General features: G+C 39.7%; 18 protein-coding genes. 11 read left to right on the forward strand and 7 right to left on the reverse strand.

The genetic code is table 11. The annotated features are described in order from the left end of the window. The first annotated feature begins 3 nt into the window (after positions 1–3). The 3 genes from AC1EKL_RS00635 to AC1EKL_RS00645 are packed head-to-tail and all read left to right on the forward strand — an operon-like array spanning position 4 to position 2,701. Positions 4–822 (forward strand): metal ABC transporter permease, encoded by an 819-nt coding sequence (locus AC1EKL_RS00635; RefSeq protein ID WP_480189031.1) that lies wholly within the window; start codon positions 4–6, stop codon positions 820–822. 6 nt (positions 823–828) lie between these two features. Beyond that, on the forward strand, positions 829–1,935 hold the full coding sequence (locus tag AC1EKL_RS00640) for a YibE/F family protein (RefSeq protein ID WP_480189032.1): 1,107 nt from the start codon (positions 829–831) through the stop codon (positions 1,933–1,935). 4 nt (positions 1,936–1,939) lie between these two features. Continuing rightward, positions 1,940–2,701, forward strand: a complete 762-nt coding sequence (locus AC1EKL_RS00645) for a YibE/F family protein (protein WP_480189033.1) — start codon at positions 1,940–1,942, stop codon at positions 2,699–2,701. A gap of 344 nt (positions 2,702–3,045) precedes the next feature. Here the strand turns inward: AC1EKL_RS00645 and AC1EKL_RS00650 are convergent, their stop codons facing one another. From AC1EKL_RS00650 to AC1EKL_RS00665, 4 genes are all read right to left on the reverse strand, one after another. Continuing rightward, positions 3,046–3,900, reverse strand: a complete 855-nt coding sequence (locus AC1EKL_RS00650; protein WP_480189034.1) for a DNA/RNA non-specific endonuclease — start codon at positions 3,898–3,900, stop codon at positions 3,046–3,048. A gap of 121 nt (positions 3,901–4,021) precedes the next feature. Next, positions 4,022–5,425: an amino acid permease gene (locus AC1EKL_RS00655; RefSeq protein ID WP_480189035.1), complete on the reverse strand. Its 1,404-nt coding sequence runs from the start codon at positions 5,423–5,425 to the stop codon at positions 4,022–4,024. A gap of 222 nt (positions 5,426–5,647) precedes the next feature. Beyond that, positions 5,648–5,860, reverse strand: coding sequence for an LPXTG cell wall anchor domain-containing protein (locus AC1EKL_RS00660; protein ID WP_480189036.1), 213 nt, complete (start codon positions 5,858–5,860; stop codon positions 5,648–5,650). A gap of 8 nt (positions 5,861–5,868) precedes the next feature. Continuing rightward, positions 5,869–6,705 carry a hypothetical protein gene (locus tag AC1EKL_RS00665; protein WP_480189037.1) on the reverse strand — a complete coding sequence of 279 codons (837 nt, stop codon included), beginning with the start codon at positions 6,703–6,705 and terminating at the stop codon, positions 5,869–5,871. Between the two features lie 115 nt (positions 6,706–6,820). Between AC1EKL_RS00665 and AC1EKL_RS00670 the strand changes: the two genes are divergently transcribed. Then, complete coding sequence (locus tag AC1EKL_RS00670; RefSeq protein WP_480189038.1) at positions 6,821–7,924, forward strand: acyltransferase family protein; 1,104 nt, start codon at positions 6,821–6,823, stop codon at positions 7,922–7,924. Between the two features lie 32 nt (positions 7,925–7,956). Here the strand turns inward: AC1EKL_RS00670 and AC1EKL_RS00675 are convergent, their stop codons facing one another. Next, the gene (locus AC1EKL_RS00675) at positions 7,957–9,729 is read right to left on the reverse strand and encodes a 1-deoxy-D-xylulose-5-phosphate synthase (RefSeq protein ID WP_480189039.1); all 1,773 of its coding nucleotides are present in this window, start codon (positions 9,727–9,729) and stop codon (positions 7,957–7,959) included. A gap of 186 nt (positions 9,730–9,915) precedes the next feature. Here AC1EKL_RS00675 and AC1EKL_RS00680 point away from each other — a divergent pair, with 186 nt between their 5' ends. Both AC1EKL_RS00680 and AC1EKL_RS00685 read left to right on the forward strand, forming a co-directional pair. Further along, on the forward strand, positions 9,916–11,163 hold the full coding sequence (locus tag AC1EKL_RS00680) for a DUF2075 domain-containing protein (protein WP_480189040.1): 1,248 nt from the start codon (positions 9,916–9,918) through the stop codon (positions 11,161–11,163). Further along, on the forward strand, positions 11,160–11,870 hold the full coding sequence (locus AC1EKL_RS00685; protein WP_480189041.1) for a TVP38/TMEM64 family protein: 711 nt from the start codon (positions 11,160–11,162) through the stop codon (positions 11,868–11,870). Before AC1EKL_RS00680 ends, AC1EKL_RS00685 begins: the two co-directional genes overlap by 4 nt. A gap of 51 nt (positions 11,871–11,921) precedes the next feature. Here the strand turns inward: AC1EKL_RS00685 and AC1EKL_RS00690 are convergent, their stop codons facing one another. Beyond that, positions 11,922–12,476, reverse strand: coding sequence for an NAD(P)H-dependent oxidoreductase (locus AC1EKL_RS00690; protein WP_480189042.1), 555 nt, complete (start codon positions 12,474–12,476; stop codon positions 11,922–11,924). A 147-nt stretch (positions 12,477–12,623) separates the two neighbouring features. Between AC1EKL_RS00690 and AC1EKL_RS00695 the strand changes: the two genes are divergently transcribed. Together AC1EKL_RS00695 and AC1EKL_RS00700 are read left to right on the forward strand one after the other, a co-directional pair. After that, positions 12,624–14,144 carry a Y-family DNA polymerase gene (locus AC1EKL_RS00695; RefSeq protein ID WP_480189043.1) on the forward strand — a complete coding sequence of 507 codons (1,521 nt, stop codon included), beginning with the start codon at positions 12,624–12,626 and terminating at the stop codon, positions 14,142–14,144. Continuing rightward, the gene (locus AC1EKL_RS00700) at positions 14,144–14,593 is read left to right on the forward strand and encodes a hypothetical protein (RefSeq protein WP_480189044.1); all 450 of its coding nucleotides are present in this window, start codon (positions 14,144–14,146) and stop codon (positions 14,591–14,593) included. Before AC1EKL_RS00695 ends, AC1EKL_RS00700 begins: the two co-directional genes overlap by 1 nt. 53 nt (positions 14,594–14,646) lie before the next feature. On the opposite strand, the gene yjeM is transcribed toward AC1EKL_RS00700, so the two are convergent. Then, the gene (gene yjeM, locus AC1EKL_RS00705) at positions 14,647–16,161 is read right to left on the reverse strand and encodes a glutamate/gamma-aminobutyrate family transporter YjeM (RefSeq protein ID WP_480189045.1); all 1,515 of its coding nucleotides are present in this window, start codon (positions 16,159–16,161) and stop codon (positions 14,647–14,649) included. Between the two features lie 274 nt (positions 16,162–16,435). On the opposite strand from yjeM, the gene AC1EKL_RS00710 reads away from it, so the two are divergent. The 3 genes from AC1EKL_RS00710 to AC1EKL_RS00720 all read left to right on the forward strand — a co-directional run bounded on the left by AC1EKL_RS00710 (position 16,436) and on the right by AC1EKL_RS00720 (position 19,235). Next, on the forward strand, positions 16,436–16,843 hold the full coding sequence (locus AC1EKL_RS00710) for a VOC family protein (RefSeq protein ID WP_480189784.1): 408 nt from the start codon (positions 16,436–16,438) through the stop codon (positions 16,841–16,843). Between the two features lie 82 nt (positions 16,844–16,925). Further along, positions 16,926–17,453: a GNAT family N-acetyltransferase gene (locus AC1EKL_RS00715; protein WP_480189047.1), complete on the forward strand. Its 528-nt coding sequence runs from the start codon at positions 16,926–16,928 to the stop codon at positions 17,451–17,453. A 66-nt stretch (positions 17,454–17,519) separates the two neighbouring features. Beyond that, positions 17,520–19,235, forward strand: a complete 1,716-nt coding sequence (locus AC1EKL_RS00720) for an ABC1 kinase family protein (protein ID WP_480189048.1) — start codon at positions 17,520–17,522, stop codon at positions 19,233–19,235. The last annotated feature ends 25 nt before the right edge of the window (positions 19,236–19,260 follow it).

Genomic DNA, 19,260 nt, shown 5'->3' on the forward strand with positions numbered 1-19,260 from the left:
TTCATGTTTGATTTAGATTTTATGCGATACGCTTATATTGCCAGTACCTTTATTGCAATTACTAGTGGCGTAATGGGTGTTTTCATCGTTGGTCGTAAGATGTCTTTTTTAACGCATACACTTTCGGAAATTGGCTTTGCTGGTGGAGCTTTTGCTGTTTTTGTTGGTTGGCCATTGTTAAATGGGATGCTAATATTTACACTACTAAGTTCAATTCTAGTTGGCCAATTAAGTCCAAATAATGAACGGAGAGAGTCTGCAACAACAGCTGTTTCAGGATTATGTTTTGGACTAGGAATATTATTTTTATCATTAAGTAATAAAATGTCGAGTTCTGCAACTAATATTTTATTTGGGAGTATTGTAGGCATTAGTAATTATGAAGTTAAGCAGCTTATTATTTTATCAATCTTTGTAGTTGTGATGGTTGGCCTTATTTTTAAACCACTTAAATTCGACTCATTTGATCATATTGGGGCAACTGCCGCTGGCATTAAAATCCATCTATTTTCAATTATTTTTTTGTTATTACTTGCCATTAGTGTTAGTGTTGCAGCTCAAATTGTTGGTTCGCTTTTAATTTTCATTTTACTAACTTTGCCAGCTGCCAGTGCCCAATATTTTACTCATCGTATAAGTTTGATTATTCTTTTATCGATAGTATTCTGCTTAGTCGGTACATATTTAGGATTAGCATTAGCTTATATCACTAATTGGCCAGTTAGTTTTTTTGTTGCTACCTTTGAAGTAGGATTATATTTTATAGCTTTGTTTATCCATAAACTTGGCACACTGATTAGCCAACAGAAGATTAAAGGATAATTTAAAATGTTTAGACTGAAAAAACATACAGCAAAATATTGGAAAATAGTTATTCTGTTACTTGTGGGGTGCCTATTAATGACTTTTGCATGTCATGATCAGTTTTTATACCACCAGCCGATCGCTAAAATTACAAAAGTAACTAACAGTAAACCACTTAAACAAGTTGATGAATTTCAAAACAAAGATCAAATTACTTACCAAAAAATACGAGGAATAGTGTTAAATGGTCATTATCATGGTAAAAAAATCTATCTAAAAAATAGCTTTACTAAAACTCATGCTACAGATCAAGAGTTTCATAAAAATCGTCAAGTTTTTGTATCTCAAATTGCGAAGTCTAAAAATGGTTTGGAAGGAAATATAAAAAACGTTAAACGTGATTATGTCATTGTTTTTCTGGGATGGCTGGTTGTTGCACTGTTAATTTTATTAATGAATAAAGATGGATTGAAAACAATCTTTAGTGTCATTATAAATACTTCCTTATTTATTTTAGCAATTTGGATTGATCAACACGTTTATGGCAATGCAGTTGTAATTGTATTTAGCATTTTAACAATTTGTTTCTCAACAATTAGTCTACTAATTATTTTGGGGCCAAACAAAAAAATGCTAGCAACATTGTTTTCAACAATCCTCGGGACGTTGTTTTCCGTTTTACTAGGTATTTTGATTTTAAAAATAACGAAAAATCGTGGTGTCTTCTATGAATCCATGCAATATGTAACACAAATCCCTCAAACACTTTTTTTGGCAGAGTTAATGTTAGGTTCATTGGGTGCAGTCATGGATGAATGCAGTGATATTATCGCCACCTTATTTGAACTGCATTCTTTAAATCCAATGATTAGTCGACAGCAACTATTTCAAGCTGGTAAAAAAGTTGGAAATGAAATTGTCGGGCCACTGATAAATGTTTTATTTTTAGTTTTTATGACCGGAACTTTTGCCTCCAGTATCTTATATTTAAAAAACGGTAATAGTTGGGGATATACATTTAATATGAATATGAGTTTGGGGATGGTACAAAGTTTGATAAGCGCAATTGGGATTGCAAGTGTGGTACCAATCGTTAGCATGTTTGGCGCTATTTTATTAGGAAGGAAGTAAGTCAATGAGTAGTATTTTTGCATTAAGCTTAGTATTACTAGTAATTATGATTAGCGTAGGTCATCAACAAGGATGGACTTCCTTTATAAGCATGTGGTTGAACTTTGGCGCATTGATATTATTGATAACTTTAATAACCTGGCATTTACCACCACTAGTACTAACAATAATTTTTAGTATGCTGGTTTTGTCCATTACGATTTTTATGGGATCCGATAATATTAAAGCAACTGTACCAGCATTTTATGCTTCATTGTTAACAGTTAGTGTTACCATGATTTTAGTTATTATTACAACACATTTAGCAATGGCTTATGGTTTTGGAATGGAAGATAGCGATGATTTGCAAGGAATGTCAACCGCCTTTGGCATTGATTACATTCAAGTTTCAATTGCCATTACAACTATGGCAACTTTAGGAGCAATCGCTGAAGCATCTATTGCCATAAGTAGCGGGATGCAAGAGGTTCTACAAAAGCATCCTGATTTACGCCCCTCACCACTATTTATTACAGGAATGCACATTGGACATCAGATAATTGGTACTGCTTTAAATACACTATTTTTTGGTTTTTTTGGTGGCTTGTTATCACTTTTTACTTGGTTTGCTGGGCTTCACTATTCGCTAAGTATGATTATTAATAATCAAATTATGGTAAATGAGTTAGACGAAGTTTTAATTTCTTTTATCGGTGTTTTAATCAGTGTACCATTTACTGCTTGGATTACATGCATATACTCTAAACATCAATCTATAGATTCCTAGAAATATGTAGTTCAATGATTGTAAAGCTTTGAAAAATAATAAATGCATCATTCCATATATCACTTGTCGGAACGTTACTTTAAGAATGATCACACTAGGTTATTATAAAATGGATAATATAAGACTAAAGAAGGCTTTAGTTTTTATCGATTAATTATTGTAAAGAAGAATGGAGATCCATGAAATCTTTGAGTTTCATGAATCTCCATTCTTTATTAGAACTTTACATTATAGTGTTCCAGTTCTCTGGATCATAGCCTCCCAATTTACAAATCACTTTAGTAATTATTAATTGCTAATAAACAACAATTATAAAAGGAGCTCTTATAGTCATGTAACTATTATTATCTTTTAGCTACTGCACCAGTTTCGTAATTAATCTTAATATTGTTCTGCACATTCGGCACAAAGACGTTAAAACTCAATGAGCCATCCTTAGATATGGCTTCGATATGAGCACCGGCTGGTACTACACAATTACCATCGTAAATATTAGTAACCCGATAGCGAACTAGTTTGTTTTGGTCCAAGGCTTTTCGTACTAATCCTTCGTAGTAGTTTTGCCCAGTCGAATTACTCGATCGGGCTTCATTAGCCCACGCAGTTTGGGTCGCGATATTTTGCGGATTTGATTCCGAAGCGTTAAATCCCTTAATGCCCCCCACCAGTGCGTATCCTAATAAATGTCCTCGATCATATGCATGCCGCGGACCATTAGTTAAATTAGTTGCTTGAAGGAAGCCAGCTGGACGCCAATTTGTTGCGCCATTTCCCGTTTGCTCACGATTTTGATATTGCCGCGTACTATGGTTTAGCCACGCATCACCACGCCACGCGCGCCCTTTAGCATCCACATGGTTAACCGCGTACGGTGCACTAGAAATTTGGGCGTTCAATTGGGGATGATTATTATTGACAATATAGGCCCCATGACCATTCCAGCTCAAATTAGCAGGTAACTGGTTTCGCACCGCATCCGTTAAGACAACCTTAGCTTCGTCTTCAGTAGGCGCTGGTAATTGCTGACCATGTGAAGTATTTTGCGATGAAAACTGACTAAATTGGTTAAAGATTTTAGCAATACTATTTGTAGATGCTTCACTAGTCTGACCACTATTTTTTTGAAAGCCAGTTGCAATGGCAAAGAGCACCGCAAAAACTGCTAGCCAACGCCATAACTTTTTAAATTTTCTTTTCACTTTTCATGAATCCTTCCCGGTAATGTTATTACTACTATTTTACACTAAGCAGCTTAAAATGAACACCAGTTCGTTCGTGATTATTAAAAAATCGTGGCTTGATAACCACGATCTTCTAGACCTATATTTGTTTATTAATCTCAACGTCCTCCTTACCACGCTTAGCTCGGTAGAAATAAATTACTGTCATGATGACCAAGAAGACAATCCCTGCTGATACAGAAACTCGCGTATCAGGGTTAATAAACATGAACAGAACAATCAAGGCTAACATGGTGAGCGAGAAATAATTGTAAGCTGGATAGAGCGGCATTTTGAACGGATGATCGTTCAGGCGTTCTGGGTGAGCCTTTCGGAAATTCAATTCGGATAACAAGATTACAAACCACGGAACCATTCCCGGGAGCACACTTGAACTATAAACAATTACGAACAGATCTTTGGATGCGGAACTAATGGAGGTTAGAACAAAATTGACGACAAAGCCCAGAAAGATCCAAAACGAGATGGTAACAATTGCAACGTTAGGAACCACCCGTTTGGATAGTCGACCAAAGAAAGCTGGAACTTCTTTATCGATAGCCAGTTTAAATAACATCCGACTGGCAGAATAGATTCCTGAATTAGCTCCAGATAACGCTGCCGTTAAGACTACAAAGTTAATAATTCCTGCGGCACCGGTAATTCCAACTTTGGTAAAAGTTTCTACGAATGGTGAACCAACTGCTTTTAGTTGATCCCAAGGATAGATGGAAACAATTACAAAAATCGCACCAATATAGAAGATTAAGATCCGCCAAATTACGGACTTAACTGATTTGACGATTGCATGCCGCGGAGAAGCTGATTCACCAGCCGTAATTCCTAATAACTCAATTCCTTGATAAGAACCGGCAATGACAGCCATTGAAAAGACAAAACCCTTTAATCCATTCGGGAAAAACCCACCATGGCGCCATAAATTGCCAATTCCGACTGGCTGCCAATGGTTACCAAGACCAATGACGATCACTAATAACCCAATGATAATCATCGCAATAATTGTGACCACTTTGATCATCGCAAACCAGAACTCTAGTCGACCATATGCTTTAGCTGAGACCAGATTAGCCAACGTGAGAATAATAATCATGATAATTCCGGATAACCAATCTGGTAGATTGGGCCACCAATAGTTCAGATACTGGGTCATTGCGATGATATCGGAAATCCCCACGATAATAAACTGGAAAACATTACTCCATTTAACTAAATATCCAGTCAATGGATGAATGTAGGTCGTTCCATAATCAGCGAAAGAACCCGTTCCAGGACTAATATAAATCATTTCACCCAGCGCCCGCATTACTCCATACAAAATTACTCCAACAAAAGCGTAGGCTAACAAGACGGATGGACCCGCCCACTTAATTGTTGACGTTGCCCCCATAAATAACCCAGAACCGATCGTGCCACCGATGGCGATCATTTCCATTTGTCCAGGAGTCATGGATCGTTTTAGTTGGGGTTGTTTTTCCTCTTGCATTAAAAATCCCTCATTCTTTAAAAAAGGATCCTCCATTGCCGTTGATTACTGGCTGGAAGATCCATTTATTTTGATCATTCTTAAATCCCCCAACTTAAATCAGCTGATTAGTTGAGGTGGCGGTTGATTGATTTGCATTTGAACATAACATGTCTTCAACCTCCCAAAAAGATTACCTAATTAGGATATCATTAGAAAAATGAGAATGCAAGTAATAATTTTCTAACGTTTGTGTTGAGTATGAAACAGTCCCAAGATTGATAATAGTGCCACTCCAATGGCCACTAACAGTTGTCCACCACGATTACCGGTTTGTGGTAAAGTCTCACTTGTTGATTGGAGTTTTTTGTGGTTGAGGTGACTTTTTAGTGGACGGTTGTATTCCTTCAACTTTGCTAAATCACCGGTTGCGTGCTTTTCATCAGCAAGTTGCATCACTGGCTTCATTTCTGAAGTAATTGAGTGATTAGGGCTTTGGGAAATATTTGATGATGGACTACCGGTTGCGTTACTTTCACTTGCAGCTCCTTCTTTGGGAGAGTTAACGTGTCTTTTACTGGTTCCAAATGGTTTGATGAAGGCAACTTCACCGGCTTTTCTGATTGTGGTTTCTTCTGTGACGGAGTTGGTGTCTCTTTAATTGGCTCTACGGTCTTTGGTGCCGTGCCTGTCGTCGGCTTGGACGGTAATTCCTCAGGCTGTACTAATACTTCCTTATGTTCACCATATTTACCCATCAGTAATTGATCCTTGCTTACTGAATCGACAAAATCCATGCCGGTTGGTGCTTGTAAGGTCACCTGCCGAGTTTTGTCATATGGGACGGTATAGAGATGACGAACGTAGATTTTTCCCTGCGAATCTTTGAGATCTACTGAACAGTTGGCTGGTGGCTGACGTTGATGATCGTCCTTCGGAAAATATTCTATATGGTAAACCGTGACTGGAATATTGATTTTTTCTAATTTATCAATGACTAATCCATTAGCATTATTTTGATAACCTGCAATTTGGGGCAATTTTGCTGAACTAGTGCGAAGATATTCACCATATTTGCCCGACCGCCAAGAAACTAGATCCGTTTGTTGTTGATGGACTGTCCCATCAGTGGAAGTAATTTCAATGATTCGTTTAGTCTGCGGTAAGGCAACCGTTGCTGACGTCGTCGGTGGTTGGCTAGTATTTTCGGCAGCTTGAATCGGACTCCCCGAACAAATAATAACTGCCCCACTAATTACACTAATCCATAATGAGTAACCTTGCCATTTTGAATATTTCATAAAACATTCCTCCTATTTTTTGGGTCTCATTATTTAAAGACGCAAAAATGACTAACTTTTATCTTTTTTTACTAAAAAGATTTACACTAGGGTTAGTTACTTCATTTTAGAAAGAATGATTCATGTGAATAAGTCTGCTCGTTCCCATCTTCGTGGTGATATTGGTGATTATTTAAAGGTCTTTGCTTGTGTCGCCGTTATGGGGCAACCAATCATTGGTCTATTAATCCATGATCAGTCGCCCCATCTGCAAACCAATTTAGGGAGCATCTATAATTTAATTAAGTACACGGCCCCAGCCTTTATTTTTGGTATTTTATATACTGATATTCGCCAACACAGTGAATTAGGCTACTTTGATGTTCGTGCTTATTATCGCAATATCGGATTTTCTCTTTTTCTGCCGACGATTATTTGGTCTTTAATCTACCTGTTAATTATGCCCGACCTGCAGCAACGCTTCCGCTGGCATAATATTGTAACCTTTTTCTGGCAATTTATTAATGGTAATGCCGCTCCTCACCTTTGGTACAACACGATGATGCTCCAGTTTGCCATTCTGGTACCACTTTTCTGGCAACTCCACCTGTGGTTGGGACAGAACGTTTGGAAAGGCTGGGCCGTTTTGATTGGTACTGCCGTTCTTTACCTCGTCTGGCTTGGCATTTATAACAGTTACATATTTCATCAACCTGATGAAGCCCATTGGTATCTCACTGACCGTTTATTTATTAGTTTCATTCTCTATGCTGTCTATGGCGTTCTAGCATGGAACTATCGGCGACAATTTAATCACTGGATTTTTCGTTTTTGGCCCATCCTTCTGGTAATTCTGGCCATCACTTTTGTTAAGTGTAATCATGAATTACGGCAGTATGGCTGGCCGATTAATTTAGTTAACGCTTCTTACTATAAGCCATCAACCACCATGTACAGCTTAATGGTAATTGGACTAGTCGCCAAACTTTCCCTTAGTAACCAATTCCATCACCACTTAGCAATCCAGCACTTTTTTCACTACTTTGCTGATCTCGCCTATCAGGCCTACCTCAGTAATGTCTTCTGGGAACAACTACTTTGGCGAGCCCTTCACTTAGTAAAATATGTAACTATTCACCCATACTTAGTTTTATTTAGTTTATGGGGAGCAACCATTGTTCTGGCTTTCGGTTCGGCAGCCATAGTTCAACAAATCATAATCAAACTTAAAAGAGGTTAATCGAAAAAGCGATTAACCTCTTTTTGATGTTATTAAATTTGGTGAACAACCTTTTCAATATCATCAACAATCAGTTCTGGAGTCAAATGGTACCATTCCGCTAAGACATCGTAAGGAACATTGTCAGAGAATTCACGTGGTGCACCAAAGTTGAGCACCTTCATTTCACTAGCACTATAATAACGATCAATCGTTTCACCAAAACCGCCCGAAAGGTTGCCGTCTTCCAGCGTTACAACAATATCATGATCTTCTTGCAAATGATGAAGGTCTTGTTGGTCAATATTCGTCACCGTCTTCGGATTAATCAAGGTCGCATTGATGTTGAGTTTCTTTTGTAATTCTTTTCGAACATCTTCACCTAATTGCCAGAAATCACCAACGGCAAAAATGGCTACTTCACTCCCCTGGTGAGCAATTTCATAATCAATGGTACTATAGTCAGTTTGCGTTGCTGGTCGATGAAGCAACTGCCGTTCTGGTTGACGAATAACGACTGGGGTATCTGTTTGACTAATGGCCCATTTGAGCATCGAGATCATTTCTTCGACGCTCGTTGGTGCCAAATATTCGATGTTTGGTAATGAACTAATGTATGAAATATCAAACGTTCCTTGGTGGGTCGCTGATTCACTGGAAATGGTCCCACCCCGGACAATCATTACCACCGGAGCATCATTCAAAGCAACATCGTGAATTAATTGGTCATAAGCCCGTTGTAGGAAGGTACTACTTTCAAAGACCACCGGACGGACGCCATTTTGGGCCATTGCTACCGCAGATGTAACCGACATCTGTTCAGCAATTCCGACATCAAAATACCGTTCTGGATAAGCCTTTTCAAAACGCTTCAAGTCAAACATACCTGGGATTCCAGCATTAATGGCCGCAATATTGGTTCCGTCTTTAATTTCATTCAGGAGTTCGTCAATCATCACAGCTTCACTGTATGATTCCTTTGGTTGTGGAGTGGTGCTTTCACCAGTTTGACCATTGAATGGACCACGCCAGTGGTAAGCCATTTCATTATCAATGGCAGGTTGATAACCAGCACCCTTTAACGTATGAACATGTAAAACAATTGGGTGGTCGATATCCTTTACATCTTCAAAGACCTTGATCATGGCGCTCAGATCGTTACCGTCAGGAACATAACGATAATCAAGCCCCATAAATTTAAAGATATTATTAGCTGATTGACCAGCAGTTTCTCGCAATTCTTTAAGTCCTTGGTATAAACCACCCTGGTTATGATCAATTGACATGTTATTATCATTTACTACGATAATCAGGTTGGAATGGAGCTTGGAAGCATTATTGAGGCCTTCAAAAGCTAAACCGCCGCTTAAAGAACCATCCCCAATAATTGCAACGACATTTTCATGCTTGTGCTTTAAGTCTCGTGATTCCGCCATACCAACTGCTAAAGCGATTGACGTCGAGGTGTGACCAACTTGGAAAAAGTCATGGTCACTTTCTTCAGGCGAAGTAAAACCGGATACGTCCTCATAATGATCAGGATCTAAGAAACCTTGTGCCCGTCCAGTTAGCATCTTATGTGGATAGGACTGGTGCGACACATCCCAAATCACCTTATCATGTGGTGAATCAAAAACATAGTGATAGGCAAGAGTAGTTTCCACAATTCCTAAGTTTGGCCCCACGTGGCCCCCGATTTTTTCATCACGTTCGAGAATTAACTGACGCATTTCGTCTGCTAGCTCGTGCAATTGATCCAGTGACATCCCTTTGATGTCTGCAGGCTCTTCAACTTCATTTAAAAGATAATCTGGATGAAGATTCATAAACCCCACTCCTTAACTTAATCCATCTCTAAAGTATTCTTAATTTATTCTACAACATGTTTTGCCGATGTGAAACCAAAAACCAAATGGTGAGGAAAGATTACCATCTAACTGCCACCATTAATTGACGAGGACAGATTTTCTCGTTAGCATTAACGTAATTAATCTTAGAAAAGAGTAAATACTGTGAAGAATGAAGCAACGGAGAAGCTTTCTCCACTTAAGCCATTAACAAATGAACAAAGCGCTTTAATTCAGAAAATTATGAACTTTACAACTGAGCACCTTAAAGCTCAAAATACTCCAGCGATTTTTACAATTTACGGTGATGCCGGCACTGGAAAAAGTGTGGTTCTTTCCCACCTTTTTAATGAACTTCAAACTGCTGCGCGGACCGATTCTACAAGTCCACTGTACCAAACACGCAATAAGTTTTTAGTTAATCATCCTGAAATTATCAAAGTTTATCGTGAAATTGCTGGTGGACAACCACATCTGCTCAAAAAAGACTTCATGCGGCCGACTTCCTTCATCAACCAGTTAGATAAACTGCATCAAACTATTGATGTCGCCGTGATTGACGAAGCCCACCTGTTACTATCGAAGCCTGACCACTACAATAATTTTTACTATGACAATCAATTAGTCGAAATCATTAAACGATCGCGGATTGTCATTATCGTGTTTGACCGTTACCAGGTATTACGCATGAAAAGTCTCTGGACACCTGAACGGTTGCAAAAGTTGGTTAACCAGTATCCTCATGATGAGTATTACCTCAAGCATCAATTTCGAATGACTGCTAGTGATCAGTTGGTTCAATGGATGAATGACTTTACCGATGGCCAGATCAACCCATTACCTCTTGATAGTCGCGACCATTACGATTTTCGGATTTACGATGATGCGGAGGAGATGCGGCAGGCCATTGTACGGCGGAACAATGAGGTCGGACTTTCACGCATCCTTTCAACCTCCGGATACCCTTCCACGCTTGATGGTGGGAAACATTATATTTGTGAAGGACGCTTTAAGATGCCCTGGGATCAATATAACTTTACTGCCACCCCATGGGCAGAAATCCCAGAAACCATTAATGAAGTTGGCTCAATCTATACTTGTCAAGGCTTTGATCTAAACTATGCTGGGATCATCATTGGACCAATTTTTAGTCAAAAATCATCCAGTAATCAGCTTGCAATCCACCTGGATAAGTTTACGGATGTGGAAGCGTTTAAAAAAAGGAGTGATCTATCTGATCCTCAAGAGATCCAAGCTCTTGAAAAACGGATGCTGTTAAATGCTTTAAACGTGATCATGAAACGTGGTGTTAAAGGAACTTACCTCTACGCGCATGATCCCCGCTTGCGGCAAACCCTCGTTCAGTTGTATCATCAAATGATAAGACAAAACCAAAGGAACGAATTGAAATGAAAGCAAATCAGGAACATCACCGTCCCCGTTACGTAAGCAAAACACTGCTGATTAGTATTGCGATCGTCTTGATCGTATTAGCATTAGTCGGCATCTATCATGATTTTAAGCCAGAATTGAACCTCATTTTACACTACAACCACCATAATCAAACCAAACTGTTGCATTTAATTCGTGCTCACTCATACCGCGACATGGGAATGCTTGTCGTTATCATTGCCATGATGAATGCAATTCCCGGTTTATCAAATTCAGTGGTTTGTATTTTTACCGGGGTCTGCTATGGACCCATTGTTGGGCTATTAATTAATTGGATTGGCAATGTTACTGGTAACTGCTTAGTAGCAGGCTTAATTACCCACATTCATTTTTCTGATAAGTTTAAGCACAGTCGTTCGCTTAAACACTTAACAAACACCAAACATCCGCTCATCGCATTAACCATGGGTTACATGATCCCAGTGATCCCCAGTGCGCTCGTTAACTATGCAGTAGTGCAAATGAAAGTTTCTCGACAACGTTTCTTAGCAATGGTAATTATCGGAATGCTCCCGACTTCTTATCTGTATGCATTTGGTGGCGACGCCATCATCAAGGGTGATTTGAAACGAATTATTGCTGCATTACTAATTATCGTCGTAGGAATTGCAATCTATAAGTTGATCGAATACCGTCGAGAACGGCAAGAAAGTATCACTAAAAATTAGGACTCGATTGCTCGGCAAAGCCGAACCCTCGGGTCCTTTTTTCGTGAGTTATTACTTTTCACTTTGTCCATAGCGGTCAGCAACTGGTAGTTCCGGTTGTTGAAGGTATTTTACGTACGCTTGCGCCCGCTGTGCTAATTCAGTATCAGACATGTTGGAAGCATTATAACTGATAAATGGCGTCATGAACTTAGTCTTAATGAAAATACTGGTTGCTTGGTATGGTCGTAGCAAACTTGGCATTGTGTAATGAACCCGACCATCCTTGGCATACGCATCCTTATCATCTCCTGGCGTAACCGCAAGCAGCCATTCGTGGTCAAGAAGTGCTTTGCCACCGTTGTACGCCCAGTTGCCAGTGAAAACATCATCTTCATATTGCTTAACCAGTGCTGGACTGGAGTACCAATAAACAGGAAACTGGAACACAATTCGATCAGTATTTTCAAGAATTTGGCGTTCCTTTGGAACATCAATTTTAAAATCTGGATATAAAGCATACATATCACGAACTTCAAATCCAGACTTCTTGGCAGCTTCTGCTAGTGCTTTGTTGACCCGCGATTGATCCATGTGAGGGTGAAATAATAAAATTGTTGTTTTCATAATGAACGCTCCTTTTTCTTACTATTCGTCATTTAATTTTGAACCATTTTTAATTAAATTTCAACTTGTTTCATGCCTCAAACGTTTGTTCTTTTATGCTTAATTCGGTATAATACTAGTACCTAATATAACGAAAGGATTAATACTATGGATGCGCGAACCTTTTTAGCAATCGATCTAAAATCATTCTATGCTTCCGCTGAGTGTGCCGCTTTAAATTTAAATCCGCTCAATACTAACCTAGTGGTGGCGGATACTTCTCGTTCCGATAAGACCATCTGCCTGGCGGTTTCGCCTGCTTTAAAAAAGTTTGGCGTACCAGGGCGGCCCCGTTTGTTTGAAGTGCGTCAACGAATTCATGGAATTAATCGGGAACGTGCTAAGCATGCAACTTATCACCATCTGTCCGATCACTCATCGATTTACCGCGGTAAATTATTAAAGTCGCCTAATCTCCGGGTGGCCTTCAAAATTGCTAAGCCACGGATGGAATACTATATGCAGGTTTCGGCACAAATTTATGAAATTTATTTACGATATATCAAACCGCAAAACATTCACGTCTATTCGATTGATGAAGTTTTTATGGATGTAACTGACTATATCCATGAGCATCAAGTTTCTGCCCATGATTTAGCTAAAACCATCATTCAGCAAATTCAAGCAGAAACAAAAATTACGGCGACGGCAGGAATTGGTACTAATCTATACTTAGCGAAAATCGCTATGGATATTGTGGCCAAACGGATTCCCGGTGATCAAGATGGCGTGCGAATCGCACAAATGAATGAAAAACAATACCGACGTTATCTCTGGGCCCACACCCCACTCACGGATTTTTGGCGTTTAGGGAAGGGATATGCCAAGCGCTTAGAAAAACTTGGCTTACATACGATGGGAGATATTGCCCGTTGTTCACTAGGCAAACTCTCTGATCCAATGAATGAAGAAGTCCTTTACCGTGAATTTGGCAAAAATGCGGAACTATTAATTGATCACGCCTGGGGCTTTGAATCAGCAACCATTGCTGATATTAAGTCTTATACTTCAGACGAACATGGTATTTATTCTGGACAAGTCTTAATGCGTCCTTACAAGCCTAAGGAAACTCGGGTTGTCGTTAGTGGAATGGCGGATGATTTAGCATTAACGTTAGTTAAACGTGGCATGATGACAGATTCGATTGAAATCGTCATCCAGTACGATGTCCAAAGTTTAACGTATGCCAATAATTATAGTGGCGCAATTAGCGAGGATTTCTATGGCCGTAAGACCCCAAAACCAGATCATGCTAAATATCACTTACGATCGTTAACGGATTCAGCACAAGAACTCCGGGAAATTCATGGGGAGTTGTTTAAGCGAACGGTCAATCCCCACTTATTAATTCGCAAACTCACGTTGATTGCACATAACCTTACTCCAGTAGCAGTTGCGGAGCAAGAAGCCCGATATGAGCAAACCGACCTTTTTTCAAATGTCGACCAGGCGGTTAAGGAGGATCGGGTTGCCAAGGTTAAGCGCCAGCAAGATCATAAATTACAAGAGTTAATTGTTAAATTGCAACAAGATACCGGAAATAAAAATGTCATTATGCATGGTTCTGATCTTTTACCGGAATCGACAGCACGAGAACGAAATAATCAGATTGGAGGTCACCATATTTAATGGATCACGAAAAAGAAATTATCGAACACCACTTGTTTTCGGATACATCACGTTATCAAGACATTATGGATCCCCCACGTCATCAGTCAAAAGCTCACTTACCGATGAGCCAGCATGATCGAGCAGGTCAATTTGCCCCCTTCTCCGCATTAACTGGCTATCATCGTTTGATTGATCAAACTGCCCAACATTATAAAAATAAGCAGTATCAAACCAGCCAGCAAGCACGTGACATTAGTGAGTCGCTTAGCAAGCTTAGCAATCAATCTCCAGTTGAAGTCAATTACTTCAACGCTGAATCGGGGTTTTATGAAACGATTCAAACCCATTTGATGCAGATCAATTGGCAAGCTGGAACGGCAACGTTTATTGATCATCAAAATCCCCAACAACAGTATAAAATCCCCCTGGCAAACATCAGATCAGTGCGTAATTTATCGCAATTCTAAAAAACGAAAAAGCCTGGCCATAGTGGCCAGGCTTTTTGTGAAGCAATTTTATTTTAGTCTTTGTTAATTTCATTTGTGTTAGCAACATGGTGCTTCTTTGCTTGATGGTTGTAGAAGAATAAAGCAACCAGGCCAAAGAAGACCGGACCAAAGATTGTCCAGAATGCTGTTTGGTAATCGCCAGTCAAGATTGGGTTCAGGCAAGTGAAGATAATCCCGAAGGCAACAACACAGAACACAAAGATTGAAATCGCATTAGCTGAAGCTTGTGACTTAAAGAATACGAATGGACGATCAATTCCTTGACGCTTCTTAAAGAATGGGAAGGCCCCTACGATGAACAGGTATGGTGCAGATGATGCAACATTGGCCATGTTCGTCAAAATTTGATAGAACTTTTGGGCACCAGAACCACCAAATGAAATTGCGAAAATCAAGATGGCAATCACCCAGAATTGAATCCACATTGCAAATGATGGCATTCCATGCTTGTTAAGCTTAGTCATCCGTTCTGGCCATAAGCGCTTGTCAGAACCAAGAACTAAGGCCTTCAGTGGTGAGTAAACCATAACAAAGAATGAACCAACATATGCACAGAACATTCCTAAACCAGCAAACCGGGTCAAAACATTACCAATAATCAATGCGGTACCATGAGAAAGGCCTAAGGCATCACCCATTACAACCCCGGCATTGTTCATCATAACGTAAGTAATGTTCCCTAAGGTAACGTCTTTACCACTCAGCACTTGTTGCCAGTTGGTGCAGACACCCCAGAAGAAGATCATAAATGAGTACAATACCGTAATTACAATCATGGAAATAACCATCCCTTTAGGGAAAGTCTTAGCTGGGTCCTTCATGGAGTCTGTCAAAGTCCCCATTGATTCAATCCCACCATAAGCAAAGATTGCATAAACAACGAATGAAAGTAGTGCAATTGGGGATTGGAAATTAGGGTTTGGAGAAATGAAGAAACTCTTCACACCATGAATTGGTTCCAGAACCATACCTTTTTGTGCAATCCAAATTACAATGGCAATTACAACAAATAATGCGGACATGATTGAAACCATGGTTCCACCAAGAGAACCAATCTTTTGAATCTTATCAACCCCGTGGGATGCAGTAAAGGTACATACTACCATCCAGAGAATTGCTAAGATACCGACGAATTGGGTGGCGGTTAAACCAAAGAATGCCCAAGTTGTCGTCTTATCGGAACCAAAGATCAATGATGACATTGGAATCCAAATCTTTGATGAAGTAGAAACCATCCAGATTAGCCAGTTGGCTAACCAAATAAAGGTCCCAACGAAGGCAAATCGTTCACTAACTGAGAATTCCAACCAGGAGAAAATTCCCCCTTCGGCATTTGGCATTGCTGAACCATATTCGGCAATCATTAAAGCTGCTGGCAGGAAGAAGAAGATCGCTGCAACAACGTACCAGAAAATGGAAGCATAACCCATTTGGTAAAAGGCAACTGGTGAGTTGGCGAACCCGAACACGGTCGTAAAGACCATCAGGACCAAACTGGCCAGGCCAATTTGTTTTTTGTTTGACATTATTTTTCGCTCCTCTATATAAAAATAAAATGTCTATAAATGCTTCAATAACATTATACGACTGATTTAGATAAGTGTCGTCAGTTATTCGGAAAAAACGTATCAATGCCTTGATATTGTCTTATTTTTTGACATTTTAATGCTGAAAGCGATTACTTATTTAATAAAACAAAGTATTATCTGTTTTTTAATTAGGAATTGTGTCCCGACAATCTTCACAACTAATTCCTTTTAGTCTACAATTGTGGAAGAATTTAAAAATGAGGTGTTAAATATGAAAATGCGCAGAATCGATCATATTGTTTTAACAGTTAGTGATCTGGAAGCTTCCCGTCGTTTTTATCATGAGGTTTTCGACATGCCAATCGTTGAAGATCAAACAGAAGATAATGATCATGAGCATGTAGTTACTTTACGATGTGGTCACCAGTTAATCCGCTTGCAACCAACTGACCGTCCAAAGGAACAGTTGCAAGCCGCCCATCCGACCCCGGGTTCAGTTGACCTTTGCCTGGTTTCTGGTGATAATCCTGATGATGTTTTACACCATCTTAAGTCGTATTATGTTGATGTGATTGCAGAACCACAACCTAATCAAGGAGCAGAAGGTGACATGACTTCCCTTTATCTCCGCGATCCGGATCAAAACCTAATTGAAATTTGTTTTTACAAAAATAAATAATTTATTGGATTGATAGTGTCATTTAAACAAAAAAATCGTTATAATTTAACTGAATTAATTTATTTAACAGGAGGAATTAATCATGGGGGAACCAATTTACATGCGTAAAGCCACCCTTGATGACTTGGACGCAGTTTATGAAATTATTGAAAATGCTCGGCAATTGTTAAAGGAAGATGGTAGTGACCAGTGGCAAAAGGGCTACCCTTCCAAGCTAAGTATGCAACAGGATATTGAAGCTAACTCCTGTTACCTATTGATGTACGGACATACGATTGTCGGCACTGGAACTTTGATGCTCCAAGGTGATACTCACTATGCCTACATCGTTGATGGTAAGTGGAACCATGCTGGTCACCCATTTGGGACAATCAACCGGATTGCCATTTCGAGTGGCTACCGTGGTAAGCACTTCGCTCGCTACATCATGTCAACCTTAATTTCAATCGCTTATGGTCATGGTGCTCGTGATCTGCGGATTTCCACTCATGAAAAGAACGCTCGGGTCCACAACCTGGTGTTGGACTTTGGCTTCGTTCAACGCGGGAAGGTCTACACTGGGCCATCTGATGATGACTTACGGGTCGCTTACGAATTAAACCTTGAATAAACCTGGTGAACCTCAATCGTACTGCCATAATTGGTGGTGCGATTTTTTCATAAGGAGAAGAACTAAATGGCAACACAAATATCACAGGCTGAACGACTAAGGGAAATTATGGGAATCCTTCGTCGCCATTCTTTTATCAGTAATTTCTATCATCAGACTAATCCAGATGAAGTTTTAGCAACCTTTCAGGAATTAGGACCAACTTTCATTAAATTAGGTCAGATGCTCTCAACTAGACCTGATCTCGTTTCTCCGGACTACATCAAGGCTTTGCGCACTCTCCAAGATAAGGTTCCAGCTGATGATTATGATACGGTCGCTCAGATTTTTCTCAATGAAACGGGCCAAACAACCGATCAAGCCTTTAAAACTTTTGAACATCAACCTTTCGCTTCCGCTTCTGTCGGGCAATGTCACTACGCAACCTTAGAGGACGGCACCAAAGTGGTTGTCAAAATCCAGCATCCCGCGGTTAGTCAGTTAATCAAGGTAGACTTAGCTCTCTTTAAAAAGGCAATCCGCCTTCTCAAGTATGTTCCTGGCGACCTCAGCGTCGTTGATTTTGATGCCGTGATGGACCAATTAGCTGCATCGCTGTTAAGCGAGGTTAACACCCTACATGAAGCAGAAAATAGTGAAAAGTTTTATCGGTTCAATAATGGTGACGGTATTATTGAAGTTCCCCGTGTTTATTTAAAAGAATGTCATCCCAAAGTTTTAGTAAATGAAGCCATGCCTGGTAAAAGCATTAAGGCTTTAATGAGTAAACCACTTCCTGATAACCCAGCAGCTGCTGAACAATTAACTGCTACCCGGAAAAAAGTTGCACAGGTGCTAGTTAAAAACTTTATTAAACAAGTTTTTGAGGACCACTTTTTCCATGCCGATCCACACCCTGGCAACATTCTTTTTCACACTGTTACCAAACAACAAAGTAATCCAACTCATGAATATGAGAAATCGTTTGGTAACACGACAATTCAATTTAGTACTAATCAAGTATTACCACCCTACCGACTGGTTTACTTGGACTTTGGAATGATGGGAACTCTATCTAATACAATGGCAGATGGCATTGCAGAGATTATTGTCGCCCTCACCACAAAGGATAACTACCGGATTAGTAAAGCGGTTCTTAATGTCTGTAATCGGACCGGCGAAGTTGACGAGCAAAAATTCATTCGCGAATTTGGCGTGCTTATTCATCCATACTTGAACGCCCAACTAGCAACGATCGATATTCCTAAGTTCCTTTATTCAATTACCCAACTTTGTCGTGATAACCACTTGCAACTACGACCAGAAGTTACCCTTCTTTTCAAGGCATTTGGAACCTTAGAAGGCACCATTGCCAAACTTGATCCTGATCTCTCAATGATGCAAGTTGCGCAACCATTTGCTTGGCACTATTTCAAGGAGCACTTTAACGTTAAGGAAGCGTTGATTGATCACGCCGGAACAATGTACCAGGGCATTGAAGCGACTTCCCAATTACCACAAAAAATGACTCGTACCCTTGACCAAATCGCAAGTGGTGAAGCACGAGTTAATCTGCATTACCTTGGTCAAAAGAAAGTATTTGACCGCTTTGATCAGTTAATGAATCGATTATTAATTGTCATCATGTTAGCTTCGCTCGTTTTATCATCATCGATCCTCGTAGTTGGTAGTCGAGATCGTCTCATTTATAAACTAGGCGTTGGCGGTTGGCTATTAGCTGTCATTGTAGCTATTATCTTAGTCATTTCGGCGCTCCATAAGCGATGGAAAAATCGACATTAATATTAATACCCCCATGGTTTTATTA

It is taken from the genome of Limosilactobacillus sp. C0001E2, from assembly GCF_056590915.1.